Genomic DNA, 17,983 nt, shown 5'->3' with positions numbered 1-17,983 from the left:
ATCGTGAACGCCGTCACATTTTTTACTTATGACAGGATAAGCTATGCCGCAACTTGATGAATACCTGCGCCAGCTGGCGCCAGCCATGACCCAATGGCGCCGCGATTTTCACCTGCACGCTGAATCCGGCTGGCTGGAGTTTCGCACCGCCAGCAAGGTGGCGGAGATCCTCGACGGACTCGGCTACCAGCTGGCGCTGGGGCGTGACGTCATCGATGCCGACAGCCGGATGGGGCTGCCGGATGAGGAGACCCTGACCCAGGCTTTCGAGCGCGCCCGCGAGCAAGGGGCGCCGGAACGCTGGTTGCCGGCGTTTGAAGGCGGGTTCGCCGGCCTGGTGGCGACGCTCGACACCGGACGTCCCGGCCCAACCCTGGCCTTTCGCGTCGACATGGACGCCCTCGACCTCAATGAGCAGCACGATGACAGCCACCGCCCCCATCGCGACCATTTCGCCTCCTGCAACGCCGGCATGATGCACGCCTGCGGCCACGATGGACATACCGCCATCGGGCTGGGTCTGGCGCATGTGCTCAAGCAGTATGCCGCCCAGCTCAACGGGGTCATTAAATTGATTTTCCAGCCTGCTGAAGAGGGTACCCGCGGCGCCCGCGCGATGGTGGCCGCCGGCGTGGTGGACGAGGTGGACTATTTCACCGCCATCCATATCGGCACCGGCGTTCCGGTCGGCACCGTGGTGTGCGGGGGGGACAACTTTATGGCCACCACCAAATTCGATGTGCATTTTAGCGGCGTGGCCGCCCATGCCGGCGGTAAGCCTGAAGATGGGCGCAACGCGCTGCTCGCCGCCGCCCAGGCCGCCCTTGCTCTGCACGCCATCCCACCGCACAGCGCCGGCGCGTCGCGGGTCAACGTTGGGGTGATGCAGGCCGGCACCGGACGCAACGTGGTGCCCTCTTCGGCCCTGTTAAAAGTGGAAACCCGCGGCGAAAGCGAAGCCATCAATCAGTATGTTTTTGACCGGGCTCAGCACGTCATCGCCGGGGCCGCGGCGATGCATCAAGCCGGGTACGAGTTACGCATGATGGGCGCGGCCACCGCCAGCGCCCCGTCGCCGGCGTGGGTGGCGTACCTGCGCGAACAGGCCGCCCTTGTGCCCGGCGTGCAGCAGGCGGTGGATCGCATCGCCGCCCCGGCGGGATCGGAAGACGCCACCCTGATGATGGCCCGGGTCCAGGCGCGCGGCGGCCTCGCCTCGTACATGATATTCGGCACCGAACTGAGCGCCGGTCACCACAACGAGAAGTTTGACTTCGACGAGAGCGTAATGACGGTCGCGGTCGACACCCTGGCGCGCGTCGCGCTTAACTTTCCCTGGCAGCGGGGGGTGTGATGGAACCCATCTTTCAGTTTGTGGACGAGGTGATTGAGGCAAGCCGCGAGACGTATTGCGCTATCGCCGATGACATCTGGGATCACCCGGAGACGCGCTTTGAGGAGTTCTGGTCCGCCCGCCGGCTGGCGGACGCCCTGGAAGCGGAAGGTTTTCAGCTTACCCGGGATGCCGGCGGGATCCCCAATGCTTTTATCGCCAGCGTCGGCGAGGGCCAACCGGTTATTGCCCTGCTGGGCGAGTTTGACGCCCTGGCGGGTCTTAGCCAGCAGGCCCACAGCGCGGAGCCGACATCGTCGACGCCGGGGGGCAACGGTCACGGCTGCGGACACAATCTGCTCGGGACGGCGGCTTTCGCCGCGGCGGTGGCCGCTAAAAAATGGCTGCAGCAGCACGGCGGCGCAGGCACCCTGCGCTTCTACGGTTGCCCGGGGGAAGAAGGCGGCTCGGGCAAAACCTTTATGGTGCGCGAAGGGCTGTTTGATGACGTCGATGCGGCCCTCACCTGGCATCCGGAGTCCTGGGCCGGGATGTTCAGCACCCGCACCCTCGCCAACATTCAGGCGGCGTGGCGCTTTACCGGCACCGCCGCCCACGCCGCCAATTCGCCGCACCTGGGGCGAAGCGCCCTGGACGCGGTCACCCTGATGACCACCGGCAGCAACTTCCTGAATGAACATATTATCGAGAAGGCGCGGGTTCATTACGCCATTACCGATACCGGCGGCGTCTCGCCCAACGTCGTCCAGGCCCAGGCGGAAGTGCTGTATCTGATCCGCGCGCCGGAGATGGCCGACGTGGAACAGATTTTCGCCCGCATTGAGAAGATTGCCCAGGGGGCCGCGCTGATGACCGAGACCCACGTTAGCTGCCGCTTTGAAAAAGCCTGCTCGGGCTATCTGCCCAACCGCACGCTCGAAGCGGCGATGTACCAGGCGGTATGCCATTACGGCACGCCGGCATGGAGCGACGACGAGCGCGCCTTTGCCGCGGCGATCCGCGCCACGCTCAGCGACAACGATATCAACAACAGCCTGAACAATATCGCCGGCACCGGCGGCGAGGCGGGGAAAACCTTCGCTCGTCGCCACCGCGACACGCTGTTGATTGATGAGGTGGCGCCGTGGGCGGCCACGGATACGCTCCTCGCCGGCTCCACCGACGTCGGCGATGTCAGCTGGAAAGCGCCGGTGGCCCAGTGCTTCAGCCCCTGCTTCGCGGTGGGTACCCCGCTGCACAGCTGGCAGCTGGTGAGCCAGGGACGCACCGCCATCGCCCATAAAGGGATGCTGCTGGCGGGGAAAGTCCTCGCGGCGACGGCGATCCGCTTATTCAGCGACCGCGCGCTGCTGGAGGCCAGCCAGCGAGAGCTCAGGCAAGCGCTGGCCGAACATCCCTACCGCTGCCCGATCCCGGCGGAGGTGAGACCGTCGGTTTTACGCTAACCATACAGACCAGACCGCTCCTGACAGACGCTGACCGGCATCGCGGCACGCACCGACCATAATAACCGCCGGCAGTACGGGAGCAGGCCTGCCTAACACAACAACGACAACAGAGGAACGCCCATGAGTATGTCATCCATACCGTCGCCTTCCCCCGCCGGAAAGCGCTATGGCTGGGTAGAGAAGATCGGTAATAAGGTCCCGCACCCGTTTTTGCTGTTTATCTATCTTATCGTGGCGCTGATCGCCGCCACGGCGATACTCTCCGCCTTCAACGTCGGGGTCCAAAACCCTGCGGACGGGTCGCGGGTGGTGGTCAAAAACCTGCTCAGCGTGGAGGGGTTGCACTGGTTTCTACCGAACGTGATTAAAAACTTCAGCGGTTTCGCGCCGCTGGGGGCGATCCTCGCCCTGGTGCTGGGCGCCGGCTTTGCCGAGCGGGTGGGCCTGTTGCCCGCGCTGATGGTGAAGATGGCCTCCCACGTTAGCGCCCGTTATGCCAGCTATATGGTGCTGTTTATCGCCTTTTTCAGCCATATCTCCTCCGACGCCGCGCTGGTGATCATGCCGCCGCTGGGGGCGCTGATGTTTCTCGCCGTCGGTCGGCATCCTGTCGCCGGCCTGCTGGCGGCCATTGCCGGGGTGGGCTGCGGCTTTACCGCCAATTTACTGATCGTCACCACCGACGTGCTGCTCTCCGGGATCAGCACCGAGGCGGCCAAATCCATCGATGCCTCTCTGCACGTCAGCGTGATCGACAACTGGTACTTTATGGCAACCTCGGTGATCCTCCTGACCCTCGTCGGCGGTTTGATCACTGACAAGCTGGTGGAGCCGCGGCTGGGCCAATGGCAAGGCAGTCGTGATGACAAGCTGCAGACCCTGACCGCCGAGGAGCGTTTCGGCCTGCGCATCGCCGGCGTGGCGACGCTGGCGTTCGTGGCGGTCATCGCCCTGATGGTGGTTCCGGAAAACGGCATTCTTCGCGATCCGGTTCAGCACACGGTCATGCCCTCGCCGTTTATCAAAGGCATCGTGCCGCTGATTATCTTTTTCTTCTTTGTCGTGTCGCTGGCTTACGGCATCGCCACCGGCAAAATTCGCCGCCAGGCCGATCTGCCGCAGCTGATGATTGAGCCGATGAAAGAGATGGCCGGATTTATCGTGATGGTCTTCCCGCTGGCGCAGTTCGTGGCGATGTTCAACTGGAGCAATATGGGTAAGTTTATGGCCGTTGGCCTGACGGACCTGCTGGAGAGCGCCGGCATGAACGGCGTCCCGGCGTTTGTCGGTCTGGCGCTGCTGTCGGCTTTTCTGTGTATGTTTATCGCCAGCGGCTCGGCCATCTGGTCGATTCTGGCGCCGATCTTCGTGCCGATGTTTATGCTGCTGGGCTTCCACCCGGCGTTTGCGCAGATCCTGTTTCGCATCGCCGATTCATCGGTGCTGCCGCTGGCGCCGGTTTCACCGTTTGTGCCGCTGTTTCTCGGTTTTTTACAGCGCTACCGACCGGACGCCCGCCTCGGGACATACTATTCGCTGGTGCTCCCTTACCCGCTGATTTTTCTCGCCGTCTGGCTGCTGTTGCTGGTGGGCTGGTATCTGGCAGGACTGCCCATCGGCCCTGGCATCTATCCGCGGCTTCCTTAAGCCGTTGAGCGCCAGGGACGGCGGCTTACGCTTAACGCGGCACCTTCACTTTGACCTTGCGGGGGAGATCCACGGCTCCGGCGAAGATGCCGAAAAGCGCGCGATACCCGCGTTCGAGCAACAGCGTGAGGCCATGGATAACCAGGCCGCTGAAGATCAATACGATTACGCCAGTCAGTATATATTGCATAGCCCCACCTCTGAGTTATTAACCGCGCCGCGCCGACGCGGCGGCACCTTCCCGGGCGCGCAAAGCTGCGCGGAGGACCGGCGTCGTCAGCTTAAAAGTAGCAAAAACCATGCCCGATAACCCGCCAGGATCGATCCAAAAATAAATCAACGTAACGGCCGGTGGCTGCCGGTCGATGATGCGGGTTTATCTTTTGGGAGTATAGTTGACCGCCGCCGGCGCGTGGTATCGTGTGGCCCTCGTGTACGATGGTGGATGACCGAAACGATGTTGACCTTGCTGCAGGATAAAATGGATACCCCGCTGGGGGCGCTGTGGGTGCTCTGCGACGAACAGTTTAATTTGCGCGCCGTCGAGTGGGACGAGCACCGCGATCGGATGGAAACCCTGCTCGATGTACACTATCGCCGGGAAGGCTATCAGCGCGTCGACTGCCGCAATCCAGGCGGTCTCAGCAGTAAGCTGAACGACTATTTTGCCGGCGATCTGGCCGTCATCGAGACCCTGCCTACCGCCACCGCCGGCACCCCTTTCCAGCGCCAGGTCTGGCGGGCGTTACGCGAGATCCCCTGCGGCCAGGTGATGCACTACGGTCAGCTGGCCGAGGCGCTCGGTCGTCCCGGCGCGGCGCGCGCCGTGGGGGCCGCCAATGGCGCCAACCCGGTGAGTATTGTGGTGCCCTGCCATCGGGTCATCGGGCGTAACGGCACGATGACCGGCTATGCCGGCGGCGTGCAGCGTAAAGAGTGGCTTCTGCGCCACGAGGGCTATCTGTTGCTTTGACTGAAAATGCGTTTTCGGAATTTTCAGGTAATTTTACAATCCAATGTGGCTGAATAATCTATTTTTAATCAAGCAGATATCAGCCTGTGTTGATTTACCCTGCTGATATTACGTGTTTCAGAGCCTGAAGACTTACCTGCTCATCAAAAAGATGTTAAAATTGACCAATATCAATTAAGGCCTGAGCAGACATATGATCCCTGAGAAGCGAATTATTCGACGCATTCAGTCTGGCGGTTGTGCTATCCATTGTCAGGATTGCAGTATCAGCCAGCTCTGCATCCCCTTTACTCTGAACGAGCATGAGCTTGATCAGCTGGATAATATTATCGAGCGGAAAAAGCCCATCCAGAAAGGTCAAACCTTGTTCAAAGCGGGTGATGAGCTGAAATCGTTGTACGCCATTCGCTCCGGGACCATCAAAAGCTACACCATCACCGAGCAAGGCGATGAGCAGATTACCGGCTTCCATCTGGCGGGCGATCTGGTGGGCTTCGACGCCATCGGCACCGGCCTGCACCCGAGCTTCGCCCAGGCGCTGGAAACCTCGATGGTGTGCGAGATCCCCTTTGAAACCCTCGACGATCTTTCCGGAAAAATGCCGAATCTGCGTCAGCAAATGATGCGCCTGATGAGTGGTGAGATCAAAGGCGACCAGGATATGATCCTGCTGCTTTCCAAAAAGAACGCCGAAGAGCGCCTGGCCGCGTTTATCTATAACCTGTCCCGCCGTTTCGCGCAGCGCGGTTTCTCTCCCCGCGAGTTCCGACTGACCATGACCCGCGGCGACATTGGCAACTATCTCGGCCTCACCGTCGAAACCATCAGCCGTCTGCTGGGGCGTTTCCAGAAGAGCGGCATGCTGGCGGTGAAAGGCAAATACATCACGATTGAAAACGGCGACCTGCTGGCCCAGCTGGCCGGTCAGGCGCGCAACGTCGCTTAATCTCCGCGCAACACCTGGTCAGGATCGGCATTTTTTTCAGATTTGTTGATCTGACCAGGCTCCTCCCCTGTTTCAATTCATCCATATAGGTTATCTTTTTAATAACTGACGGTAGCTGCAGTTGTAAGGAGACCCTGTATGGCGAAGTATCAGAGCATGCTGGTAGTAATCGATCCTAACCAGGACGACCAGCCGGCGCTAAGGCGAGCGGTGTACCTGCACCAACGGATTGGTGGACGCATCAAAGCCTTTTTGCCGATCTATGATTTTTCTTATGAAATGACCACCCTGCTGTCGCCGGACGAACGGACGGCGATGCGTCAGGGCGTCATTGCCCAACGTACGGCCTGGATCCGCGAGCAGGCGAAATTCTATCTTGAATCCGGTGTGCCGATTGACGTGAAAGTGGTGTGGCACAACCGCCCCTTCGAAGCCATTATTCAGGAAGTGATCAGTGAGAAACACGACCTGCTGCTGAAGATGGCCCACCAGCACGACAAGCTGGAAGCGGTGATCTTCACCCCGACCGACTGGCATCTGCTGCGTAAGTGCCCCTGCCCGGTCTGGATGGTGAAAGATCAGCCGTGGCCGGAAGGCGGTAAAGCGCTGGTCGCCGTCAATCTGGCCAGTGAAGAGAATTATCACAACACCCTCAACGAGAAGCTGGTTCGCGAGACGCTGTCGCTGGCGGAAGAAGTCAACCACACAGAAGTGCACGTTATCGGCGCCTATCCGGTCACCCCGATCAATATCGCGATTGAGCTGCCGGATTTCGATCCCAGCGTCTACAACGACGCCATTCGCGGTCAGCATCTGCTGGCGATGAAAGCGCTGCGGCAGAAGTTTGGCATTGACGAGAAATTCACCCATGTGGAAAAAGGGTTGCCTGAGGAGGTGATCCCGGATCTCGCCGAGCATCTGCAGGCGGGGATCGTGGTGCTGGGTACGGTCGGACGCACCGGCCTCTCCGCGGCGTTCCTTGGCAATACCGCGGAGCAGGTCGTCGACCACCTGCGCTGCGATCTGCTGGTGCTTAAACCAGAGGCCTATCAGACGCCGGTGGAACTGGACGACGACGACGACGATTAACCTTCCCTCCCGGAACGTTCACCTTCCCCCGCCTCGCGGGGGATTTTTTTGCCCGCTTTCCCTCAGGCACAAAAAAGGGCCGCTTGCGGCCCCGTCATTGCATGGCGATCATGAACGACTCAGTGGATACCCAGACGCCAGGCCAGATCGATCTCTTCTTTCAGCTCCAGCGAGGAGAGCGCCATCAGGTCAGCAAACTCCAGCTCCAGCAGTTTAAGTTTTTTCAGATACTGCGCTGGGGTCATGACGGTGGTGTCGCGGCGTAAGAATTCGATGGCCATCTGCGTTGGGGTTAACTCGGTATCCATAATATCCTCTGTCTGATGTAAGAACCGGAACATTATATCACCTCTCGCCGCTTATTTTATGAACAATTCCTGGCATCCTTCTGCATATAAAAAAGCCGTCTCACAGGAGACGGCTTATAAACAAACGTTGTAAAACAATAATGTTACATTATAGCGCTTTCAGGATCGCATCGACGCTGGCTTTGGCATCGCCAAACAGCATATGGGTGTTCTCTTTAAAGAACAGCGGGTTCTGTACGCCGGCGTAACCGGTGTTCATCGAACGCTTAAAGACCACCACGTTCTGCGCTTTCCACACCTCAAGCACCGGCATACCAGCAATCGGGCTCTTCGGATCGTCCTGCGCCGCCGGGTTGACGGTATCGTTAGCGCCAATGACCAGCACGGTGTCGGTGTCGCTGAAATCATCGTTGATCTCATCCATCTCCAGCACGATGTCGTAAGGCACCTTGGCCTCCGCCAGCAGGACGTTCATATGCCCCGGCAGACGGCCGGCGACCGGGTGAATGCCAAAGCGCACCTTAATGCCGCGCGCCCGCAGCTTCTCGGTGATCTCGGCCACCGGATACTGCGCCTGGGCCACCGCCATACCATAGCCCGGGGTGATGATGACCGAGTGCGAATTTTTCAGCATCTCCGCCGTCTCTTCGGCGCTAATTTCGCGGTGCTCGCCCACTTCTTCATCGCCGCCGCTGGAGGAACCATCGGTGCCGAAGCCGCCAGCGATCACGCTGATAAAGGAGCGGTTCATCGCCTTACACATAATGTAAGAGAGGATGGCGCCGGAAGAGCCCACCAGCGCGCCGGTGACGATCAGCAGGTCATTGCTCAGCATAAAGCCCGCCGCCGCCGCCGCCCAGCCCGAGTAGGAGTTGAGCATAGAGACCACCACCGGCATGTCCGCGCCGCCGATAGAGGCCACCAGGTGCCAGCCGAAGGCCAGCGCGATCGCGGTCATCACCAGCAGGCACAGGACCTGGGTGCCGGTGCTGTCGGAGCGCACGAAAATCACCATCAGTACGAAGGAGACCACCAGCGCCGCCAGGTTCAGCTTATGGCGATTAGGCAGCATCAGCGGTTTGGAGGAGATCTTGCCGCGCAGTTTACCAAACGCCACCACCGAACCGGTGAAGGTCACCGCGCCGATGAAGATGCCGAGGAACACTTCGGTCAAATGGATATTGACCAGAATCTGCTCCATACCGGGTTCATGCTGCAGGTAGCTGTTAAACCCTACCAGCACCGCCGCCAGGCCCACGAAGCTGTGCAGGATGGCCACCAGCTCCGGCATCTCGGTCATTTCGACCTTCTTCGCCAGACGAATACCGATGGCCCCGCCGATCACCATCGCGAGGATAATCCAGCCGACGTTGCCGGCGTCCGGCCCCAGAATGGTGGCGATCAGAGCGATGGCCATCCCGGCGATGCCGAAATAGTTGCCCTGCTGCGAGGTTTCGTGTTTCGACAGACCCGCCAGGCTGAAAATAAACAGGATTGCAGCAACAATGTATGCAGCTGTAACTAATCCACCAGACATGTGCTACCCCTTATCCTTTGCGAAACATTTTCAGCATGCGCTGAGTCACGGTAAAACCACCGAAAATATTAATGCTGGCGATCAGTACCGCGATAAAGCTCAGGAAGCTGACCCAGCCGCCGTGGCCTATCTGCAACAATGCGCCAACCACGATAATGCCCGAAATGGCGTTCGTCACCGACATCAGCGGCGTATGCAGGGCATGGGAGACATTCCATACCACGTAGTAACCCACCACGCAGGCCAGCGCGAAGACGGTGAAATGGCCGAGGAACTCTTTAGGCGCCACGTTGGCCAGCCAGCCGAAGAGGATAATCGCCAGCGCGATCAGCGCATATTTGCGCCACGGCGACGCCGGTTTGACCTCTTCTTTCGGCGCTTCCACTTTTTTCGCCGCGGCCTGCGGCTGAGCGGAGACCTGAATCGGCGGCGCCGGCCAGGTGATTTCGCCTTCGCGCACCACGGTCACGCCGCGCACCACCACGTCATCGAAATCGATAACGATATTGCCGTCTTTCTCTTTGCACAGCAGCTTCAGCAGGTTCACCAGGTTAGTGCCGTAGAGCTGGGAGGACTGGGTCGGCAGACGGCCTGGGAGGTCGGTATAACCGATAATTTTCACGCCGTTGGCGGTGGTCACCACTTCGCCCGGCACGGTGTACTCGCAGTTGCCGCCGTTTTGCGAGGCGAGATCGACCACCACGCTGCCCGACTTCATTGAGTCAACCATTTCCCGGGTGATCAGCTTCGGCGCCGGTTTGCCCGGTATTAACGCCGTGGTGACGATAATATCGACCTCTTTCGCCTGGGCGGCGAACAGCGCCATTTCGGCTTTGATAAAGGCTTCGGACATCACCTTGGCATAGCCGTCGCCGCTGCCCGCTTCCTCTTTAAAATCCAGCTCGAGGAACTCGGCGCCCATACTCTGCACCTGCTCCTTCACTTCCGGGCGGGTATCGAAGGCGCGGACAATCGCGCCCAGGCTGTTGGCGGCGCCAATCGCCGCCAGTCCAGCTACCCCGGCGCCGATAACCATCACCTTGGCAGGCGGAACTTTGCCTGCCGCCGTGATCTGCCCGGTAAAGAAACGACCGAATTCATGGGCCGCTTCAACGATAGCGCGGTACCCGGCGATATTGGCCATTGAGCTGAGCGCATCCAGCGACTGGGCGCGTGAGATACGCGGCACCGAATCCATCGCCATCACGTTGATATTACGGGCCGCCAGTTTTTCCATCAGCTGCGGGTTTTGCGCCGGCCAGATAAAGCTAATCAGCGTGGTTCCTGGGTTTAACAGGGCAATTTCATCGTCATTCGGGGCATTGACCTTGAGGATGACATCAGACTGCCACACCTCGTCGCCGGTCACGATTTCAGCCCCTGCCTGGGCAAAGGCCTCATCGTCAAAGCTGGCCAGCTTCCCGGCGCCGCTTTCTACCGCGACGCTAAAGCCGAGTTTGAGCAACTGCTCAACGGTCTTCGGCGTGGCGGCGGCCCGGGTCTCCTGGGCTAGCCTTTCTTGTGGTACACCAATACGCATAGTTTTCCCTTCCATCGGTTTTTGATGATGGTTTACTTTTCTGACCAACAGCGACAGGACGGCAAAATCATCCTCGCCATCTTTCGCTGTCTGCAAAATGAAACAGTAACAAACTTTTTATAACCTACTGAAAATAGCGATTGTGATCTACAGCGATAAAACAGAAATTTTGATTTTATTGCTTATTGTCAGCACAGATGGTTCCGGGCAGCAATATTTACCTGAATTTGCCTCTCAGGCCTGATAATCCGCTTATCCAGTGGTATAAAACGCCATTTATCGCCATTGAGATCATTGTATTAACATTACATTAACTAATAAAAGTGGTATCGATTATCGTTTTTGCTGGTCAAGCGGCTGTTTTTTCAACATATCGAAAAATGTTATCTTTCCGTAGTATACGATTCGGGCGGCACGCAAAAAATGACGCAGACAGTCACGGCGATTAAATGCAATAATCAAACGTTTTCAGTCAACAACAACACCAGTATATGGTTTGCGCAAGGCAAAGGATTATTTTTATGAAGCTTAAAAACACCCTCCTGGCGTCTGCTCTCCTGACAACCGCCACGTTGTCTGCCCACGCAGCGACCGAGTTGACCCCGGAGCAGGCGGCTGCGCTGAAGCCCTACGATCGCGTTGTCGTCACCGGCCGGTTTAATGCCATTGGCGACGCGGTGCAAGCGGTATCGCGCAAAGCTGACAAAGACGGCGCGGCCTCATTCTATGTTGTCGACACGTCGGATTACGGCAATGGCGGCAACTGGCGCGTCACGGCTGACCTCTATAAAGACGACGCGCCGAAAGCGGATGCGCCGAAAAATCGCATCATCAATGGCGTGATGGAGCTGCCGAAAGATCAGGCCGTTGAGCTGATGCCTTACGACACCGTCACCGTCCAGGGCTTCTATCGCAGCCAGCCGGAAGTGAACGACGCCATCACCAAAGCGGCGAAAGCGAAAGGCGCCTATGCGTTCTTCATCGTCCGCCAGGTCGACGCCAACCAGGGCGGCAATCAGCGCATTACCGCCTATATCTACAAAAAAGATGCGGAAAAACGCGTTCTGCAGAGCCCGGACGCTATCCCGGCTGATTCTGAAGCCGGCCGCGCGGCGCTGGCCAAAGGCGGCGAAGCGGCGAAAAACGTCGAAATCCCGGGCGTCGCCACCACCGCGGCGGTTGGCTCCGGCACCGGCGTAGGTCGTTTCTTCGAGACCCAGTCGTCAAAAGGCGGACGTTACACTGTCACGCTGCCGGACGGCACCAAAGTTGAAGAAGTGAACAAAGTGACTGCGGCGCAAATGGTGCCGTTCGATAACATCAAGTTCACCGGCAACTACGGCAACATGACCGAGATCTCCTATCAGACGGCAAAACGCGCGGCGAAGAAAGGGGCGAAGTACTATCACATTACCCGCCAGTGGCAGGAACGCGGCGGCAACATCACCATCAGCGCCGATTTGTACAAATAATCGCTATTGACTGGCTAAAAAGGCGGCGCATTGCCGCCTTTTCATTTTTTTTCATCCCCCGCCATTGCATGGCCCTCGGACACTCCGTAAAATCCCGCGCCTTAGCGCAATCCTCCATTTTTATGCGATTTCGCAAAATAAATATTCTGGAACAGCCATTTTCACCTCGGGAATGCAATGGAAAAGAAACTGGGCCTGAGCGCCCTGACCGCCCTGGTCCTCAGCTCAATGCTCGGCGCTGGCGTATTCAGTTTGCCGCAAAATATGGCGGCCGTGGCCAGCCCTTCCGCTCTGCTCATCGGCTGGGCGATTACCGGCGTCGGGATCCTGTTCCTCGCCTTCGCGATGCTGCTGTTGACCCGTATTCGTCCCGACCTCGACGGCGGGATCTTCACCTACGCCCGCGAAGGGTTCGGCGAGCTGATCGGCTTCTGTTCCGCCTGGGGCTACTGGCTGTGCGCGGTGATCGCCAATGTCTCCTATCTGGTGATCGTCTTTTCGGCGCTCAGTTTCTTCACCGATACCCCTGAGCTGCGCCTGTTTGGCGATGGCAACACCTGGCAGTCTATCGTTGGCGCTTCAGTTCTGCTGTGGGTGGTCCACTTCCTGGTCCTGCGTGGCGTGCAGACGGCGGCGGGGATTAACCTGGTCGCCACCCTCGCCAAGCTGTTGCCGCTGGGGGCGTTTGTCGCCCTCGCCGCCCTGGCCTTTCAGCTGGATACGTTCCGCCTCGATTTCAGCGGCCTGGCGCTGGGCGTACCGGTGTGGGAGCAGGTTAAAAACACGATGCTGATCACTCTGTGGGTGTTTATCGGCGTCGAGGGCGCGGTGGTGGTCTCCGCCCGCGCGCGACACAAGCGGGACGTTGGCCGCGCGACGCTGCTGGCGGTGCTTTCGGCCCTCGCGGTGTATCTGCTGGTCACCCTGCTGTCGCTGGGCGTGGTGCCGCGTAGCGAACTGGCCGAAATGCGCAACCCGTCGATGGCGGGACTGATGGTCAGACTGATGGGCTCGTGGGGTGAAATTGTGATTGCCGCCGGGCTTATCGTGTCGGTGTGTGGCGCCTATCTCAGCTGGACGATCATGGCTGCCGAAGTGCCTTACCTCGCCGCCACCCACAAAGCCTTCCCGCGCCTGTTCGCCCGCCAGAACCGCAACAACGCCCCCTCCGCTTCGCTGTGGCTGACCAATATCAGCGTTCAGGCGTCGCTGGTCCTCATTTGGCTGACCGGTTCGGACTACGGCACCCTGCTGACCATCGCCTCAGAGATGATCCTCGTGCCCTATCTGCTGGTCGGCGCCTTTTTGCTCAAAATCGCCACCCGTCCGCTGCATAAAGCGGTGGGTATCGGCGCCTGCATTTATGGCTTATGGTTATTATACGCGTCGGGACCTGTGCATTTGCTGTTGTCGGTGGTACTTTACGCTCCGGGTCTTCTGGTCTTTTTGTACGCCCGACGTACGCACCAGCACGATCGTTCGCTCAAACGCCGCGAATTGGCGCTAATTGGTTTATTGCTGGTTGCCGCTGTGCCGGCAACGTGGATGCTGGTGGGGTAAGCGGTCGCCCTGCCGCAGAAATCAAAGGAGATACCCATGGCTGAACAACAGCCCCGCCCGGTTCTGATCACAGGAGGAGGCCGCCGCATCGGCCTCGCGCTAGCGCACCATTTTCTGCAGCAACACCAGCCGGTGATCGTCAGCTATCGCACGCCCTATCCGGCGATCGAAGACCTGCGCGAAGCGGGCGCCCTCTGTCTGCAGGCCGACTTCAGCAGCGATGACGGCATTCTGACCTTTGCCGAAGCGGTTAAATCGCATACCAGCGGCCTGCGGGCCATCATCCACAACGCCAGTGACTGGATGGCGGAGAAGCCGGGCGTACCGCTCAGCACGGTGATCAACCGCATGATGCAGATCCACGTCCATGCCCCCTATCTGCTCAACCACGCGCTGGAGGAGCTCCTGCGCGGCCACGGCCACGCCGCCAGCGACATTATCCATATCACCGATTACGTGGTGGAGCGCGGGAGCGATAAACATATCGCCTACGCCGCCAGCAAGGCCGCGCTGGACAACATGACCCGCTCCTTTGCCCGCAAGCTGGCCCCAGAGATCAAAGTCAACGCCATTGCGCCGTCGCTGATCATGTTCAATGAAGGTGACGACGAGGCTTATCGTCAGCAGGCGCTGGATAAGTCGCTGATGAAAATCGCCCCGGGCGAGAAAGAGATCAGCGACCTTATCGACTATCTGTTTACCAGCCGCTACGTGACCGGCCGGTCATTCGCCGTCGACGGCGGTCGCCCTCTACGTTAGTGGAAGCGGCTCCAGCCAACAATCAACAGCCACGCGCACAGCCCCCAGCACCCCACTGCGCCTGCCAGCGCCAACGGCAGGCGCATGATCCCGGTGAAATACCACAGCGACAGCAGATAGATAAAATAGGGAACGATCGACCACATGCCGAACACGATAGTGGTGCGCAGGGCTTCAATACCGCGCTCGCTGGCGACAATATAGTGGGCGATGAGCGCAAAGGTGGGAAACAGCGGAACAAGTCCGGCGATGGCGTAATTTTTGGTTTTCGCCAGCACGCCAATCAGCACCACCACCAGCGCGCCCAGCAGCCCTTTGATTAACAGCCCCATGTCCTTATGCCTTAACAATGAATCAACAAGTTAGCGCAGCATAGCGGAATTAGCGCTGTTTATAAAAGAGGAATGGCGGGTAAAATAGGCGCGGTGTATGTTACTTCTTTTACTGATGTGCAATAGACATGAATAAAATCGTTTTTGTTGAGGATGACCCTGAGGTAGGGGCGCTGATCGCCGCCTATCTCGGCAAGCATGATATGGATGTGGTGGTCGAGCCTCGCGGCGACCGCGCAGAGGAAGTGATCGCGCGGGAGAAACCGGACCTCGTGCTCCTGGACATTATGCTGCCCGGCAAGGACGGAATGACGCTCTGTCGCGATCTGCGTGGGCAATGGCAAGGGCCGATTGTCCTGCTGACCTCGCTCGACAGCGATATGAACCATATCCTCTCCCTGGAGATGGGCGCCAGCGATTATATCCTGAAAACCACCCCGCCGGCGGTGCTGCTGGCGCGACTGCGTCTGCATTTGCGCCAGCATATCGCCCCGGCGGGAGCAGGCGCGCCTGCGACGCTCACCCCGCACAAGACCATCTCCTTTGGCTCACTGACCATTGACCCGGTCAACCGCCAGGTGCTGCTCGGCGGAGAAAGCGTCGCCCTGTCTACCGCCGATTTCGACCTGCTGTGGGAGCTGGCTACCCACGCCGGGCAGATTATGGACCGCGACGCCCTGCTGAAAAATTTACGCGGCGTCACCTACGACGGGATGGATCGCAGCGTCGACGTCGCCATCTCGCGCCTGCGCAAAAAACTGCTCGATAACGCCACAGAACCCTACCGGATTAAGACGGTACGCAATAAAGGCTACCTCTTCGCCCCCCACGCCTGGGACAACTGAGCGGTCCTTCTGCGGCCCTGAAAGGGGCCCGTTTCACCGCCTGACCCCGGCGGCATGCGCATCGCGTTTTTCGCCGCCTTCGCGCTGGCGGGTCGCCGCCAGTTTGTCATATTGAGTAAATCAATATGTTTCGCCGTACAGAAGCCCATCACATAACCCCTCAATATGATTGTGCTCAAGGACTTACCGTTTTCAGAGTGGCATAAAGCCTGAAAACACAGGACTTTTGCATGATGAAATACGTTGTACTTTTGGCACTTACCCTCTTCACGTCACTCTCTGGCTGGGCTTTTTCCCTCGACAACGCCGATATCCGGCTCCTCTGTCCACAGCGCGGGCAAATTAAGGTGCTCCTCCACCGCTATCAACATACCCAGCAATCCTGGGGAGATCACCATTTCGAAACCGGCGGCGGATACGTGCGCCAGGGGCCGCTGCTGGTGATCCCGTTTGCTAACCTTGATCAGATGATTTACCACCAGACCACCGGCGAATTTGCTTACTGGTATGCCGAAGCAAAACAGCTGGTGCGCTGTCGACTGCTGAGCCTGGCCACCCTCTATCCGGTGGATATCCCCTACTATCGCGAGTAGCGCCCAGCGGCGTGCAGATGACAGTGGAGACAATCCTTGCCTAATGCAGAGGTAAGCTCGCAATAAGTGACACCGTCACATTTTCAACGACGTCGCTCCCCCCCGGCTGGCTATTGTCAGGGGACATAAACCCTGCTTTGATAGCGTATCGGTTACTCCCGCGCGGGCCTCGGCTCGCCCCGGTAAACCCGAGACGTTTCCGCCTCGCCGGGCAGATGGTCCCGAGGCGCCGGCAGGTTTCTCTTTTTGACTATGCGGTAATGTAATGAAAAAGCTGTTCGTGCAGTTCTACCTTCTGCTCTTCGTCTGCTTTCTGGTGATGACCATGCTGGTGGGCCTGGTCTATAAATTTACCGCTGAACGCGCCGGCCGGCAGTCGCTTGACGATCTGATGAAAAGCTCACTGTATCTGATGCGCAGCGAGCTGCGGGAAATTCCGCCTCGCGACTGGAGCAAAACGCTGAAAGAACTGGATCTTAATCTGTCGTTCGACCTGCACATCGAGCCGATGAGCAAATTCAAATTGTCGGAAAGCTCGATGCAGCACCTGCGCGCCGGGGATATCGTCGCGCTCGACGACCAGTACACCTTTATCCAGCGCATCCCCCGCAGCCACTATGTGTTATCCGTGGGCCCGGTGCCCTATCTCTATTTTCTGCATGAAATGCGTCTCCTGGACGTAGCGCTGATGGCGTTTATCGCTATCTCGCTGGCCTTCCCGGTGTTTATCTGGATGCGTCCGCACTGGCAGGACATGCTGCGCATTGAGACCGCCGCCCAGCGCTTTGGCGAAGGCCACCTCAGCGAGCGTATTCATTTTGACAGCATGTCCAGCTTTGAGCGGCTCGGGGTGGCCTTCAACCAGATGGCCGACAACATTAATGCCCTCATTGCCAGTAAAAAGCAGCTGATTGACGGCATCGCCCATGAGCTCAGGACGCCGCTGGTGCGCCTGCGCTACCGTCTGGAGATGAGCGAAAACCTCACCGAGGCGGAATCGCAGGCGCTGAACCGCGATATCGGCCAGCTGGAGGCGCTCATAGAAGAGCTCCTGACCTACGCCCGTCTCGACCGCCCGCAGACGGAGCTCAGCCTGACCACCCCCGATTTCCCCGCCTGGATCAGCGACCACGTCGAGGATATCCAGATGGTCAACCCGCAGCGCGAAGTCGGCCTGGCGACGCTGACCCGCGGCAACTATGGCGCGCTGGATATGCGGTTGATGGAGCGGGTGCTGGATAATCTGGTGAACAACGCCCTGCGCTACAGCGGTCAGCGGGTGGCGGTCAGCCTGACCCTGCAGGGTTCCCGCGCGTCGTTGCAGGTCGACGATGACGGCCCGGGCATTGCCCCCGAGGAGCGCGAGCGGGTGTTCGAACCTTTTGTTCGTCTTGACCCCAGCCGCGATCGGGCGACCGGAGGCTGCGGCCTCGGCCTGGCCATTGTCCACAGTATCGCCCAGGCGATGGGGGGCGACGTTCGCTGCGAGGCCAGTCCACTCGGCGGCGCCCGCTTCTGCTTTAGCTGGCCGGTCTATCATCAGTTGCCCGATTTTACCCCTGCCTGAATAAAACTTGCGC

General features: G+C 59.1%; 17 protein-coding genes. 12 read left to right on the top strand and 5 right to left on the bottom strand.

Annotated features, from left to right (window positions below; genetic code table 11):
* The first annotated feature begins 43 nt into the window (after positions 1 to 43).
* The 3 genes from MKR05_RS03060 to abgT all read left to right on the top strand — a co-directional run bounded on the left by MKR05_RS03060 (position 44) and on the right by abgT (position 4,449).
* Positions 44 to 1,354, top strand: a complete 1,311-nt coding sequence (locus MKR05_RS03060) for a M20 family metallo-hydrolase (RefSeq protein ID WP_178944482.1) — start codon at positions 44 to 46, stop codon at positions 1,352 to 1,354.
* On the top strand, positions 1,354 to 2,799 hold the full coding sequence (locus MKR05_RS03055; protein WP_178944481.1) for a M20 family metallopeptidase: 1,446 nt from the start codon (positions 1,354 to 1,356) through the stop codon (positions 2,797 to 2,799). Before MKR05_RS03060 ends, MKR05_RS03055 begins: the two co-directional genes overlap by 1 nt.
* Positions 2,800 to 2,922: 123 nt before the next feature.
* On the top strand, positions 2,923 to 4,449 hold the full coding sequence (gene abgT, locus MKR05_RS03050; protein ID WP_044522707.1) for a p-aminobenzoyl-glutamate transporter: 1,527 nt from the start codon (positions 2,923 to 2,925) through the stop codon (positions 4,447 to 4,449).
* A 31-nt stretch (positions 4,450 to 4,480) separates the two neighbouring features.
* Here the strand turns inward: abgT and MKR05_RS03045 are convergent, their stop codons facing one another.
* Positions 4,481 to 4,639, bottom strand: a complete 159-nt coding sequence (locus MKR05_RS03045) for a hypothetical protein (protein ID WP_048297429.1) — start codon at positions 4,637 to 4,639, stop codon at positions 4,481 to 4,483.
* A gap of 267 nt (positions 4,640 to 4,906) precedes the next feature.
* On the opposite strand from MKR05_RS03045, the gene ogt reads away from it, so the two are divergent.
* From ogt to uspE, 3 genes are all read left to right on the top strand, one after another.
* A complete protein-coding gene (ogt, locus tag MKR05_RS03040; protein ID WP_023289506.1) occupies positions 4,907 to 5,422 on the top strand; it encodes a methylated-DNA--[protein]-cysteine S-methyltransferase in 516 nt (171 codons plus the stop codon).
* 193 nt (positions 5,423 to 5,615) lie between these two features.
* Entirely contained in the window at positions 5,616 to 6,368 is a 753-nt protein-coding gene (fnr, locus tag MKR05_RS03035) for a fumarate/nitrate reduction transcriptional regulator Fnr (RefSeq protein WP_004887031.1), read from the top strand.
* Positions 6,369 to 6,506: 138 nt separating this feature from the next.
* Positions 6,507 to 7,457, top strand: coding sequence for a universal stress protein UspE (uspE, locus tag MKR05_RS03030; protein ID WP_284118054.1), 951 nt, complete (start codon positions 6,507 to 6,509; stop codon positions 7,455 to 7,457).
* A gap of 119 nt (positions 7,458 to 7,576) precedes the next feature.
* On the opposite strand, the gene MKR05_RS03025 is transcribed toward uspE, so the two are convergent.
* From MKR05_RS03025 to pntA, 3 genes are all read right to left on the bottom strand, one after another.
* A complete protein-coding gene (locus tag MKR05_RS03025) occupies positions 7,577 to 7,765 on the bottom strand; it encodes a YdiH family protein (RefSeq protein WP_004887037.1) in 189 nt (62 codons plus the stop codon).
* A 148-nt stretch (positions 7,766 to 7,913) separates the two neighbouring features.
* A complete protein-coding gene (gene pntB / locus MKR05_RS03020) occupies positions 7,914 to 9,302 on the bottom strand; it encodes a Re/Si-specific NAD(P)(+) transhydrogenase subunit beta (RefSeq protein ID WP_284118053.1) in 1,389 nt (462 codons plus the stop codon).
* Positions 9,303 to 9,312: 10 nt separating this feature from the next.
* Entirely contained in the window at positions 9,313 to 10,842 is a 1,530-nt protein-coding gene (gene pntA / locus MKR05_RS03015) for a Re/Si-specific NAD(P)(+) transhydrogenase subunit alpha (RefSeq protein WP_048297428.1), read from the bottom strand.
* Between the two features lie 521 nt (positions 10,843 to 11,363).
* Between pntA and ydgH the strand changes: the two genes are divergently transcribed.
* The 3 genes from ydgH to folM all read left to right on the top strand — a co-directional run bounded on the left by ydgH (position 11,364) and on the right by folM (position 14,633).
* Positions 11,364 to 12,314: a DUF1471 family protein YdgH gene (gene ydgH, locus MKR05_RS03005; RefSeq protein ID WP_004887044.1), complete on the top strand. Its 951-nt coding sequence runs from the start codon at positions 11,364 to 11,366 to the stop codon at positions 12,312 to 12,314.
* Between the two features lie 177 nt (positions 12,315 to 12,491).
* The gene (locus tag MKR05_RS03000) at positions 12,492 to 13,874 is read left to right on the top strand and encodes an amino acid permease (RefSeq protein ID WP_044522700.1); all 1,383 of its coding nucleotides are present in this window, start codon (positions 12,492 to 12,494) and stop codon (positions 13,872 to 13,874) included.
* 36 nt (positions 13,875 to 13,910) lie between these two features.
* A complete protein-coding gene (gene folM, locus MKR05_RS02995) occupies positions 13,911 to 14,633 on the top strand; it encodes a dihydromonapterin reductase (RefSeq protein WP_032452696.1) in 723 nt (240 codons plus the stop codon).
* On the opposite strand, the gene MKR05_RS02990 is transcribed toward folM, so the two are convergent.
* The gene (locus MKR05_RS02990; RefSeq protein ID WP_023289501.1) at positions 14,630 to 14,965 is read right to left on the bottom strand and encodes a GlpM family protein; all 336 of its coding nucleotides are present in this window, start codon (positions 14,963 to 14,965) and stop codon (positions 14,630 to 14,632) included. The two genes, folM and MKR05_RS02990, sit on opposite strands and share 4 nt — an antisense overlap.
* Before the next feature lie 128 nt (positions 14,966 to 15,093).
* On the opposite strand from MKR05_RS02990, the gene rstA reads away from it, so the two are divergent.
* The 3 genes from rstA to rstB all read left to right on the top strand — a co-directional run bounded on the left by rstA (position 15,094) and on the right by rstB (position 17,970).
* A complete protein-coding gene (rstA, locus tag MKR05_RS02985) occupies positions 15,094 to 15,810 on the top strand; it encodes a two-component system response regulator RstA (protein ID WP_023289500.1) in 717 nt (238 codons plus the stop codon).
* Between the two features lie 230 nt (positions 15,811 to 16,040).
* The gene (locus MKR05_RS02980) at positions 16,041 to 16,403 is read left to right on the top strand and encodes a hypothetical protein (RefSeq protein WP_023289499.1); all 363 of its coding nucleotides are present in this window, start codon (positions 16,041 to 16,043) and stop codon (positions 16,401 to 16,403) included.
* A gap of 265 nt (positions 16,404 to 16,668) precedes the next feature.
* On the top strand, positions 16,669 to 17,970 hold the full coding sequence (gene rstB / locus MKR05_RS02975; RefSeq protein ID WP_072421730.1) for a two-component system sensor histidine kinase RstB: 1,302 nt from the start codon (positions 16,669 to 16,671) through the stop codon (positions 17,968 to 17,970).
* Positions 17,971 to 17,983: the final 13 nt, after the last annotated feature.

This window comes from Klebsiella sp. K5-204 (assembly GCF_030128585.1).
GTDB lineage: Bacteria > Pseudomonadota > Gammaproteobacteria > Enterobacterales > Enterobacteriaceae > Klebsiella > Klebsiella quasipneumoniae.
This window is presented reverse-complemented; position numbering and strand designations above follow the sequence as displayed.